Source organism: Acinetobacter baretiae (genome assembly GCF_015627105.1).
Taxonomy (GTDB): domain Bacteria; phylum Pseudomonadota; class Gammaproteobacteria; order Pseudomonadales; family Moraxellaceae; genus Acinetobacter; species Acinetobacter baretiae.
Genome location: NZ_VTDM01000008.1, coordinates 16,271 through 28,008, shown reverse-complemented (window position 1 = coordinate 28,008; position 11,738 = coordinate 16,271). Strand labels below are relative to the sequence as shown.

Below are 11,738 nucleotides of genomic sequence, written 5' to 3'. Positions count from 1 at the left end.
ATTTCACGATTTTTATGTATTAACTATATCTAAGTCAAGCGATTAAAAAAATATGGATCACATTATTTAGATTCATAAGTTGTATGCCAACCACCACCTAAAGCAACAATCAAAGCCACACTATTTTGCAACTGTGTCGATTGAGTTTGCAAAATACTTTGCTGGCTAGTTAAGCGCGTGGCCTCCGTACTGGCCACATTGGCATAATCGACCAAACCTTCACTATATTGATTACGATAAATTCGTGCCGATTCCGTTGATGCAAGTAACGCTTTTTGTTGTGCAATCAATTGCTGTTGTAAACTGTTTGCTTTGACAAGGCTATCTTCTACCGTTTGCATTGCATCGAGTACAGTCTGTTTATAACTTGCCACTGTTGCATCATATGCTGCACGTGATGATACAACTTTAGATTTATTTGCACCAAAATCAAAAAGTGTTTGCGATGCTGAAGCACCAAGCGACCAAATCGCTGTACTTGCAGAAAATAATTGTGAAAAATGACTGGTACTTGAACCTACACTGCCCGACAAACTTAAACTTGGAAAATACCCAGCAATCGCTATACCAATCGCTTCATTGGCCGCTGCAACACGACGCTCAGCAGCAGCAATATCTGGACGGCGCTCTAATAACTCACTGGGTAAAGTATTTGGTATTTGAGGAACATACAATGTTGGATTCACCTGTTTAACCACATCAAAATCAGCAGGTGTTTTACCAATTAATACCGCAATCGCATGCTCATATTGAGCACGTTGCCATATTAAATCTTGCTTTGAAGCCTGTGCACTATATAAAGATTGTTGTGCTTGTGTCAGATCAGATTTTGCAATCATTCCTTCCTTATATTTTTCAGCTAAAACTTGGCAATATTTTTCATACACATTTATTGTATGATCATATAAATCAAGGCGCTGATCTAATACACGTAACGCAAAATAACTTTGAGCCAGTGTAGATTGTGCACTTAAAGTGGCATTAGCAAGATCCGCTTGGCTTGCTAATGCATTGGCTTTATTTTCATCTACTTGACGACGAAGCTTCCCCCATAAATCAAGCTCCCACGTACTACCTATACTGGCAGTATAACTATTACTCACACGATCGCTTGAACTACTGGCTTTTTTTGCACGAGTAGCTGTTGGTGTGGCAGTCAACGAAGGAAATAAACCGCTTTCAGAAGAAGATACCAAAGCAAGAGCTTGTTGATATTTCGCCACATACTGTGCAACATTTTGGTTGGAAATTTGTACCTGTTGTTCTAGATCATTTAATATCGGGTCTTGATATATCTGCCACCATGCACCACGCTCATCGGTGTCTTTCGGTTCAGCAACCTTCCACCCCGACAGTGCTTTAAAATGCGTAGGCATACTTAACTGTGGTGCTTGATAATTGGGGCCAACCATACACCCTGTGAGCACACATACAGGCAATAAGATAGACAATGACTGAAACAATTTATTTTTTAACATATTAATGCCTACGAGAATGATCTTCGATCGATGGTTGATACCATGCAGACCAACATTTTTTAATCCAAGTTGCAAAGCGGTCTAAATACACATAAATGACAGGTGTTGTATATAAAGTTAAAATTTGACTCACCACCAAACCGCCACAAATTGCATAACCAAGTGGTCGATGTATTTCTGCATTTCCACCTGTTTCCACAATTAATGGAAGTGCACCGCAAAATGCAGCCAAAGTTGTCATTAAAATGGGTCTAAATCGCTTAGAACATGCCTCTATAATCGATTGTTCTGGCAATTGGTGATGTTTACGCTCAGCCTCTAATGCAAAATCCACCATTAAAATGGCATTTTTTTTCACAATACCAATCAATAACAACACACCAATCATTGCAATGACTGTAAATTGAGTTTTAGTCAATAAAAGTAAAATCAAAGCCCCCACACCCGCTGAAGGCAAGGTCGATAAAATGGTTAATGGATGAATCCAGCTTTCATACAGCACACCAAGTAAAATATAAATTGTGAGTAAAGCACATAAAATAAGCCAAGGTATATTTTGTGCTAAAGCTGCATATAGTTTTGCTGTTCCTTGTAAACTGCCATGAATAGTGTTTGGCATACCAATACGTGTAACAGTTTCATCAATGGCCTGCTGAGCTTGTTGTAACGACACCCCATCTGCTAAATTAAATGCAATCGTTGTAGTTGCCATTTGATTTTGATGTGCAACAGACAGTGCGGTATTTGCATACTCTAAATGTGCAAATGCAGACACAGGAATGGCTTGATTATTACTATTTAAGACTTGTAATTGATTTAAAATCTGTGGGTCTTGCGTATATTGTTCAGCTAAACCAATAATAGTGTAGTATTGATTCAGCATTTTATATTGTGTGGCAACTTGTCTTTGGCTAAATGCATTATTTAAAAAAGTATCTATATCCTCAACATTTAACCCATACCGTTTTGCTGCTTCTCGATCAATAATGACCCTCACTTCTTGCCCACCGGTTTGGGAGTCACTATCTACACTGGTGAGCTCAGGTAAGCCTTTCAGTGCTGCATACACCATTGGACTCCATGCTCTTAACGTTGTTAAATCATCTGACTGTAAACTATATTGATACGTTGCGTTGGCACTACGCCCACCTAGTCTTAAATCTTGTGCTGGCATTAAGAACAAAGACACACCCGCCATACTCTTTGTACTCATACTCAAACGATTGGCAATTTGCATGGCAGATTCTTTACGCTCACTCAAATCTTTCAAACGAATAAAAAAAGTACCCGTGTTTCTTGCACCAAAACCACTTCCTCCTGTCGAAGACATCACATACTGAACATTAGAATCTTTCATTAAATGATCTGCAATCATTTTGAGTTTTGGCTCAAAGGCTTGATAACTTACATTTTGGTCAGCACGAACCATGCCCATCAAAATACCTGTATCTTGATCTGGGAAAAATCCTTTTTCAACAGCAGTATATAAATATACATTACCAATAACAGTGAGTAATAAACTCAACATAGTTAATTTTTTATACCGCATAATAACGGCTAAACTTCGCATATATGCATGATGCAATCCAGTCAAACACCGCTCTATCGTACGATAAAACCACCCCTGATCCGTCATGCCGTGCGGTTTAGATTTCAGTAACCGAGCACAGAGCATTGGGGTGAGTGTTAGCGAAACAAATAAAGAAAACAACAGTGATACGGACAATGTCACTGCAAACTCTCTAAATAATCGACCTAATATTCCACCCATCAATAACAATGGAATAAATACAGCAATCAAAGAAGCCGTCATAGATACAACCGTAAACCCAATTTCACGACTACCATCTAAAGCTGCTTGTAACGGTGTTTTTCCTTGTTCTAAATGCCGACTAATATTTTCCAGTACCACAATTGCATCATCTACCACAAAACCTGTTGCAATAATTAACGCCAACATAGATAAAGAATCTAAGGTATAACCCAATAGATACATGGCTGAAAATGTACTAATAATAGAGATAGGTAATGCAATTGCGGGAATAATCAAAGCACGGCCATTACGTAAAAATAAGAACACCACGGCAATCACAAGTAAAATCGCAACCAACAAGGTCACTTCGGTATCATGCAATGCACTACGGGTTAATGGTGAACGGTCGATGGTCAAAGTTAATGTCGTATCGCCAGGTAACATGCTATTTAACACTGGCATTTCTGCTTTAAGTGCATCTATGGTTTGCAACATATTGGCATTGGCTTGGCGTGTGACCGAAATCATCACCGCGGGTTGATTATTTAAATAACCTGCTGCATAAATATCTTGAGTAGAATCAACCACAGAAGCAACATCGTTTAAATACACTGCCACACCATTGCGGTATGCAACCACAATATGTTGATAATCTGCGGCTTTTGTTAATTGACCATTGGCATCAATCCATAAAGTTTGATGATCATTACTTAATAGCCCTCGTGGGCTATTGGTGGTGGAATTATTAATGGCAGTACGTACAGCATCTAAAGAAATACCATAGCTTTCTAGTTTTTTAGGCTCCAACCCTACCCGTACTGCAGGTAAAGCACTCCCTCGAATAGAGACTTGCCCAACACCTTGTATTTGAGCTATTTTTTGTTGTAATTTACTTGAAGCAAAATCATATAATTGCCCACGACTTAAATGCTTTGACGTCAAAGATAAAATCACAATCGGAGCATCTGAAGGATTTGCTTTTTTATAAGTCGGCAATGTTTTCATACTACTTGGCAATAGACTACGTGCCGAATTGATCGCAGCTTGAACTTCCCGAGCAGCATTATTAATATCTTTACTCAACTCAAATTGAATCACCACATTGGTTGATCCTTGCCCACTAGTCGATGTAAGCTCAGTCACTCCTGCAATTTGTCCCATGGCACGTTCTAAAGGTGTTGCCACCGTAGCAGCCATCGTTTCTGGACTTGCACCTGCCAAACTGGCTTGAACAGTAATGGTCGGAATTTCAACTTTAGGCATAGGGGCAACAGGCATTAAATAAAAAGCCAATGCACCCAATAAAGTAATGGCTATGCTCAACAGCCACGTTGCAATTGGACGTAATATAAAAATTTTAGAAAAATTCATATCATCGCTCCAACTGTGTTGGTTTTTTATTTTGTGTAACTAAACGCTCAAAAGCCAAATAAATGACAGGAGTGGTAAACAGTGTAAGCAATTGACTAAAAATCAACCCCCCCACAATCACCAAACCCAAAGGTTGACGCAATTCTGCACCTGAGCCAGCTGCAAACATCAGTGGAATAGCACCCAATAATGCAGCACAGGTGGTCATCAAAATAGGTCTAAAACGTAAAATACATGCTTGATAAATAGCATCACGTGCAGATTTACCCTGTGATTTTTCTTCAATCGCAAAATCGATCAGCATGATGGCATTTTTTTTCACAATACCAATCAATAAAATAATCCCAATTAAAGCAATTAAGGAAAACTCTGTGCCACTTAAACGCAGTGCAAGTAATGCACCAATTGCAGCCGAAGGTAAAGTCGAAAGTACAGTAATCGGATGAATCCAGCTTTCATACAAAATACCCAATACAATATACATCGTCACAACCGCTGCCAAAATCAACCACAAGGTATTTGAGCCAGTTGCCGTGTATGCCAACAAAGCACCTTGTGCCTTATAATTCACTGTATGTGGCAAGCCAATCTCAGATTGAATTTGGGTGAGCATTTGATTGGCATCATCTAGCGTATAACCAGAAGCCAAATTAAAAGAAAAAGTCACCGCAGGTGTCTGATCAATACGCGTATAGTTTAAATACCCTGTCCGCTCAGAAATGCTGACCAAATTACTTAATGGCACCATCGCAGGGTTGGTGGTTGTGCTTGTTGTTGCTGTACTGCTCGCATTGGCCAAATAAATATTTGTAAATGCAGACATATCTTTTTTATATTGCTCATCAACTTCTAACACCACACGATATTGATTCGCTTGAGTATAAATCGTTGAAATCAAACGCTGACCAAAAGCATTGTATAAAGCATTGTCTATATCTGTTGCAGTTAATCCATAACGACTCGCCTCTACACGATTAATATCGACATAAGCCACTTTGGCTTGATGCTGTAAATTTTCTGTCACATCACGGAACATCGCGTGCTGATGTAAAGCATCTAACATTTTTGATGTCCAAAACTCTAAATCTTTTTGATCTGATGTATCTAAACTAAATTGATATTGGCTCGGAGTGACTTGATCATCAACACTTAAATCTTGATTTTTAATGGCATATAGTGAAATTCCTGTGACTTTTTCAGCATCTTGTTTCAAACGATGAATCACCGTATCGGCACTGTCTCTTTCTGAAAAGGCTTTTAAGCTAATCTGTAAACGGCCTGTATTGAGTGTACTGTTATTCACGGCATCTACACCAACCACAGATGAAATCGCATCGACCGCAGGATCTTTTGCTAAAATCTGCACCAATTCTTGCTGTCTTTTTGCCATTTGAGCAAATGAAATATCTTGAGGTGCAATGGTGGTTGCTTGAATTAAACCAGTGTCTTGTGTAGGAAAAAAACCTTTAGGAATAAAAACATACAAAATGACAGTAAAAAACAGTGTGGCAATGGCAACCATTAAAGTGAATGTTTGATGTGACAGTACCCACTTTAAACAACGCTCGTAACCTTGCAACAATTTTTCAAAGCCATGTCCAAATACTTGCGCAACTCGATGATGCTTATGCTCTGGAATATGCTTGAGTAAATAAGCACTCAACATCGGTGTTAAGGTTAAAGAAACGACCATAGATACTAAAATAGATACTGCAAGAGTAATTGAAAATTCTCTAAATAAACGCCCAATCACATCGCCCATAAACAGTAAAGGAATTAGTACAGCAATTAAAGAAATGGTCAAAGAAACAATCGTAAAACCAATTTCTTTTGACCCTTTCAAGGCCGCTTGCATCGGAGAATCACCACGTTCAATATGACGCTGTATATTTTCAACAACAACAATCGCATCATCGATCACAAAACCTGTTGCGATTGTTAATGCCATGAGCGTTAAGTTATTCAGTGAAAAACCCGCCAAATACATCACCCCAAAAGTCCCAATAATAGACAGAGGCACCGTAATACTCGGAATAAATGTTGCTGCAAATGTTCTTAAAAACAAAAAAGACACCATGACCACCAAACACATGGCCAAAATTAATTCAAACTGCACATCATGAATGGATGCTCGAATGGTCTGTGTACGATCAGAGAGTATGGTTAACTTGACAGATGCAGGTAAACTGGCTTGCAACGCAGGTAATTGTTGACGAATACTATCGACAATCGCCACCACATTGGTTCCGGGTTGTCGTTGTACATTAATAATAATAGCAGGTTGACCATTTGCAGATGCACTTTGATATATATCTTGTGGAGCCTGTTCCACATCAGCTACATCTTTTAAATAAATTGCACTGCCATTGTTATATTTTAAAATAAGATTTTTATAATCATCTGCACTGCGTAATTGATCATTGGTTTCAATCGTCATAGATTGGTTTGGGCCATCAAATCCACCCTTTGAACCATTCACATTTGACGCATTAACTACCGTTAAAATATTACTTAATGCTAAGCCATGTTGTGCCAATAACATAGGGTTGGCTTTTATACGCACTGCTGTTTGTTGGCCACCAGCGAGCGTCACTAAACCAACACCAGAAATTTGTGACAACTTAAGTGCTACACGATTATTCAATACATCTTGCACTTGCGTTAACGGCAGTGTTTCAGAACTGGCCGCTAAAGTAACGATTGCTGTATCGGCAGGATTAACTTTTTTGTAGCTGGGTTTATTTGGTAGTCCACTAGGCAATAATGAGTCAGCTACATTAATTGCGGCTTGTACTTCTTGTTCTGCAACATCCAAAGATGTATTTAAACTAAATTTAAGGGTTATTACCGATGCGCCTCCTGAGCTTGTAGAGTACATTTGGCTTAAACCTGCCATTTGTCCAAGCTGACGCTCTAAAGGTGCAGTCACGCCACTTGTCATCACCTCAGGCCCTGCCCCAGGAAATAACGTAGTGACTTGAATTACAGGATAATCGACCTCAGGCAAGGCTGAAATAGATAAGTTTTTATATCCTAAAAGACCCGTAAGCACCACGGCTATCATTATTAATAGCGTAGCTACAGGGCGCTCAATAAAAATACGAGATGGATTCATACCAGATTACTCATCAACGTGGGCGTTTGTTATGATCATGCTGTTTTGCAGCATCTAGTACACTCACATCAACTTTTTCAGGTGTCACAATATTGACCTTACTCCCATTGCCCAAAGCATTCACCCCACTGGTCACAACTTTTTGTCCCACACTTAAACCATTGAGTATGACCACTTGACCATCTGTTGTTTCAGGGCCTGTAGACACCGTCACTTTTTGTGCTATAGATTGATCATCAATAACAAATACATATTTACCACCTGTTCCGATCTGCACTGCGGCACTAGGGACCGTCATCGCATCTTTTAACGTATTTACTTTCAATTTAATATTAACGAACTGATTAGGAAACAATACATTATCCTTATTATCAAACATCGCTTTGAGCATGACTGTGCCTGTGGTGCTGTCAATTTCATTACTAATCACTTTAACTTGACCTTCGGCAATACGTTGTGCTCCTGCTTGATCAAATGCATCTACACTCAACGCATGACCTTGTCGTAAAGGTTGAATGATATGGGCAATATTAATTTGTGGAATATTAAACGTAACTGCCATCGGTTGCATTTGAGTAATCACAGCAATACTAGTACTGTCTGCACTCACTGTATTGCCTACATCTATTTTTCTGAGCCCAATATAACCAGAAATAGGTGCTGTAATGCGTCCATACTGAATATTTAACGCTGCAGATTTAATTTGTCCTTCAGCAGATTTTACCGCACCTTGATACTGTGTGGTGGTAGCCGTTTGTGTATCTAAATCTTGTTTGGCAATAGAATCTTTGGCATATAAACGCTGATAACGTGCCAACATAAGCTGTGCATTTTTCAATTGTGCTTGACTTTCAGACAATGTACCTTGGTATTGTTCTAATGTCGCCTGATAAGGCTGAACATCGATTTGAGCTAACAATTGTCCTTGCTTGACATACTGACCCTCTTGGAAATAAACCTGCTGTAAGTGTCCGGTAATACGGCTAGTGACCGTGACCGTTTTGTCTGCCACAACTGTACCTAAGGCATTTAACTGAACAGGTACATCTTGCAAGGATACAACCCCCACTTGCACAGGTGTATCTCTGTTAAATTTCATGTTTGCTTTTTCATTTTTAGAAGGTTGCAACTTAAAATAGAAATAAATACCTGCACACACCACCACAACCACTGCAAACCATACAATGGTTTTTATTCTTCCAGACATAGCGCAACCTTAATTTGTAAATAGCGTACTGCTTTTATCGGTATAAAGACATTTATTCATGACTTTTAAGTACATAGTATTCATTATATTCATGAATGAATCATGTCTTTCATGTAAAAAAAAATAATATATCTTGTATATATCTTTACAGAACAAAAGTGAACGTTTTCTTAAAAGTCACGCTTGAACACAATTAATACACCTCTTCTTTAAAAAGGTTATTTTTAAAGCAAATAGATGCATTTGTGACATTTTTTTTGCAATGGCGCTTGACTCAACAGGCACTTGTCTTTAAAATCCATTTCAGATTCTCCAATAGCTCAGTCGGTAGAGCGACGGACTGTTAATCCGCAGGTCCCTGGTTCGAGCCCAGGTTGGAGAGCCAAATTCTAAAAACCCATTCAATTTGAATGGGTTTTTTTATGGCCCTGAGTAATTATTTTCCATGTCACAACAACACACTATTATTTTACTAATCGGCCTTTGTTTTGTAGCCATATACATCATATGGAATGTATTTTTTAAACAGCGCAAACAATATTTTTCACGACCTATTATTACCAAATTTGAAACACGTATGTTTGTACGTTTACATCAAGCATTCCCTCATCACCATATCCTCACGCAAGTGGCTTTTAGTGCCTTAATTACCAGTGAAGATTATAAATTTCGCAATCAATTTAATCGAAAAGTCACAGATTTTGTAATTACGACAAAAAGTATGCAAGTGGTTGCGATTATAGAGTTAGATGATCCAAGCCATAAAGGAAAAGAGCAAGAAGATGCTTTTAGAGACTATATGTTAAATCAAGCAGGATACCGAGTATTTCGTTACACTGCTATTCCATCGACCACTCAGCTTAGAAAAGATCTACTGTCTTAAAAGCATTCAAAACACCATATGACTCATCAGAACATTGAATCGTTTAATCATACAAACAATAAACCACATAACGTAAAAGACTATCTTACAGCAAACAAACTGTACATATCTAAGCACTGTAGAACAAAAAACCGCCAACATGGCGGTATCTTTTTAAGGTTTTACATTTGACGATGTACGAGCTTCTGGATCTGAAGCAATCAATTGCTCACTTTGTGTTTTTTGATAATTCTCAGCATACGATGCTCTTTCTGCTTCATATTGTTTTTTCATTTTTGCATCTTGAGATGCAGCAACAAACAACAATAAAACCAATAATATAGGCAACAGTAAAGCAACACCAAAAATAATCCATCGTTTTTTATTAATTTGACGCTGATTTTGAGTCATTTTACACCCTTCTCCACAAGATTTATCTGCTGACTATCGAGTAGCTACAACAAACTAAAAAATATACCAATAAAGATCATCATACCCACCCAACGGTTGTGCAAAAACATTTTAAAACACTGCTGTGGATGTCTATGTCGTGTATTCCACCACTGATATAAAAAATCAATGATCACCACACTTAAAGCAATCGTTCCATATGGATGCAGTATATCATCTCTATACATTGCCCAAGCAATCAGTAATGTACTTAAACATTGCAAGATCGCAATGATCGCAAGATCAAAGCGACCAAATAAAATGGCGGTTGATTTGACTCCTATTTTCAAATCATCTACCCGATCAGTGATTGCATATTGTGTATCGTATGCCACTGTCCATGCCAAATTACCCATATATAATAATACACATGTTAAATCTATCGGACGACCTACTGCGGTAAAAGCCAAAGGAATAGAACATGAAAATGCAGCACCTAAGACCACTTGAGGCAAATGTGTGTAACGTTTCATAAACGGATAAACACATGCGAGAAACAAGGCAGCCAGTGCACAATAAAAACTCGTGATCGGCAAAAAGATCAATAAGCTTGCACTTGCCCCTAGCAAGATGAAAAATAATGTTAAGGCTTCTTTGGAGGATATTTCACCTGTTGTTAAAGGACGATGTTTGGTTCGTTGCACATGTAAATCGACTTTACGGTCAGCAAAATCATTAATGACACAACCTGCAGCACGCATAAATATAGCACCTAAAATCATAATCAATAAAATTTTTAGATTGGGTATGCCATTTGATGCAATCCACAATGCCCACAATGTTGGCCACAGTACAAGCTCTGTCCCAATCGGTTTATCCAAGCGACACAGGCGATAATATGCAGATATTTTTTGTGTCCAGCGTCCTTGAAATGTTGTCATTACAGACCTTTTTTTTGCTTTCGATATAAATATTCTTCAAATGATACAAGAAATATCTCTTGAACCATAAATGAGCAACCATGCCATCGATAGTGACTTTGCCGTGCCCAACCCTCATCAAGTTTTAATATACGACGCTCACACACAGGAGAAGTTCTTTGGAATAAAAACCAACCTATAGGTCTATTGCCCAATGTTTTAAAAATTCGAGCTCTTTTTTGTATGCTCGTGATTGGAAAAATACTGGTGGCTTTTACCCATGGAAAAGATTCTGAACCATAAAGTAATGCTTCTCGAACCCATGCAGTATGGTGCAATGGCATATTTAACCATTGATTATATTCTCGTTTTTGTCGCTCAAATCTTTCTTTAACAGGCGTAACTTTAAACTGACCTTCTGATAATTGGGTTAGCTGTGCAGTTAAAGAGCCCGAGGCATACAACCACGACTGTAATACATCTGGAATGTCTTGAGCAGCAGATACTGAACGTACTTGAGCATTTTTAAACATGCACGACTACTTACATTAATAATGAATTTTTCAGGCCACCATCTTACATGATTTTTTTCTGACTGATAACGCCATTTAAAATAAAACAGCCACGCCATTATTTTTTCAA

8 protein-coding genes and 1 tRNA gene are annotated in these 11,738 nt (G+C 38.3%); 2 read left to right on the top strand and 7 right to left on the bottom strand.

Annotation, left to right across the window (positions count from 1 at the left end; all coding sequences use genetic code 11):
• Positions 1-62: 62 nt before the first annotated feature.
• Genes I2F17_RS03605 through I2F17_RS03590 form a run of 4 tightly spaced genes read right to left on the bottom strand, consistent with a single transcriptional unit; the run spans position 63 to position 8,924 of the window.
• Positions 63-1,478, bottom strand: a complete 1,416-nt coding sequence (locus tag I2F17_RS03605; protein WP_211139107.1) for an efflux transporter outer membrane subunit — start codon at positions 1,476-1,478, stop codon at positions 63-65.
• A gap of 1 nt (position 1,479) precedes the next feature.
• Positions 1,480-4,602 (bottom strand): efflux RND transporter permease subunit, encoded by a 3,123-nt coding sequence (locus I2F17_RS03600; protein WP_196422877.1) that lies wholly within the window; start codon positions 4,600-4,602, stop codon positions 1,480-1,482.
• A gap of 1 nt (position 4,603) precedes the next feature.
• Entirely contained in the window at positions 4,604-7,717 is a 3,114-nt protein-coding gene (locus I2F17_RS03595) for an efflux RND transporter permease subunit (protein WP_196422876.1), read from the bottom strand.
• A 13-nt stretch (positions 7,718-7,730) separates the two neighbouring features.
• On the bottom strand, positions 7,731-8,924 hold the full coding sequence (locus I2F17_RS03590) for an efflux RND transporter periplasmic adaptor subunit (RefSeq protein ID WP_235985910.1): 1,194 nt from the start codon (positions 8,922-8,924) through the stop codon (positions 7,731-7,733).
• A 309-nt stretch (positions 8,925-9,233) separates the two neighbouring features.
• Here I2F17_RS03590 and I2F17_RS03585 point away from each other — a divergent pair.
• Together I2F17_RS03585 and I2F17_RS03580 are read left to right on the top strand one after the other, a co-directional pair.
• Positions 9,234-9,309 (top strand) — tRNA-Asn (locus tag I2F17_RS03585).
• Between the two features lie 60 nt (positions 9,310-9,369).
• Positions 9,370-9,807, top strand: a complete 438-nt coding sequence (locus tag I2F17_RS03580; RefSeq protein ID WP_211139106.1) for a DUF2726 domain-containing protein — start codon at positions 9,370-9,372, stop codon at positions 9,805-9,807.
• 153 nt (positions 9,808-9,960) lie between these two features.
• Here I2F17_RS03580 and I2F17_RS03575 read toward each other — a convergent pair whose 3' ends face one another.
• Genes I2F17_RS03575 through I2F17_RS03565 form a run of 3 tightly spaced genes read right to left on the bottom strand, consistent with a single transcriptional unit; the run spans position 9,961 to position 11,629 of the window.
• Positions 9,961-10,197 carry a hypothetical protein gene (locus I2F17_RS03575; protein WP_196422874.1) on the bottom strand — a complete coding sequence of 79 codons (237 nt, stop codon included), beginning with the start codon at positions 10,195-10,197 and terminating at the stop codon, positions 9,961-9,963.
• A gap of 44 nt (positions 10,198-10,241) precedes the next feature.
• Positions 10,242-11,117, bottom strand: a complete 876-nt coding sequence (gene ubiA, locus I2F17_RS03570; RefSeq protein ID WP_211139105.1) for a 4-hydroxybenzoate octaprenyltransferase — start codon at positions 11,115-11,117, stop codon at positions 10,242-10,244.
• A complete protein-coding gene (locus tag I2F17_RS03565) occupies positions 11,117-11,629 on the bottom strand; it encodes a chorismate--pyruvate lyase family protein (RefSeq protein ID WP_196422872.1) in 513 nt (170 codons plus the stop codon). Before I2F17_RS03565 ends, ubiA begins: the two co-directional genes overlap by 1 nt.
• Positions 11,630-11,738 lie beyond the last annotated feature (109 nt).

What these genes read in the sequence shown, in the direction of transcription:
- I2F17_RS03605 (WP_211139107.1), bottom strand. Translation starts at nt 1,478, where the DNA reads ATGTTAAAAAATAAATTGTTTCAGTCATTGTCTATCTTATTGCCTGTA.
- I2F17_RS03600 (WP_196422877.1), bottom strand. Translation starts at nt 4,602, where the DNA reads ATGAATTTTTCTAAAATTTTTATATTACGTCCAATTGCAACGTGGCTG.
- I2F17_RS03595 (WP_196422876.1), bottom strand. Translation starts at nt 7,717, where the DNA reads ATGAATCCATCTCGTATTTTTATTGAGCGCCCTGTAGCTACGCTATTA.
- I2F17_RS03590 (WP_235985910.1), bottom strand. Translation starts at nt 8,924, where the DNA reads ATGTCTGGAAGAATAAAAACCATTGTATGGTTTGCAGTGGTTGTGGTG.
- I2F17_RS03580 (WP_211139106.1), top strand. Translation starts at nt 9,370, where the DNA reads ATGTCACAACAACACACTATTATTTTACTAATCGGCCTTTGTTTTGTA.
- I2F17_RS03575 (WP_196422874.1), bottom strand. Translation starts at nt 10,197, where the DNA reads ATGACTCAAAATCAGCGTCAAATTAATAAAAAACGATGGATTATTTTT.
- ubiA (WP_211139105.1), bottom strand. Translation starts at nt 11,117, where the DNA reads ATGACAACATTTCAAGGACGCTGGACACAAAAAATATCTGCATATTAT.
- I2F17_RS03565 (WP_196422872.1), bottom strand. Translation starts at nt 11,629, where the DNA reads ATGTTTAAAAATGCTCAAGTACGTTCAGTATCTGCTGCTCAAGACATT.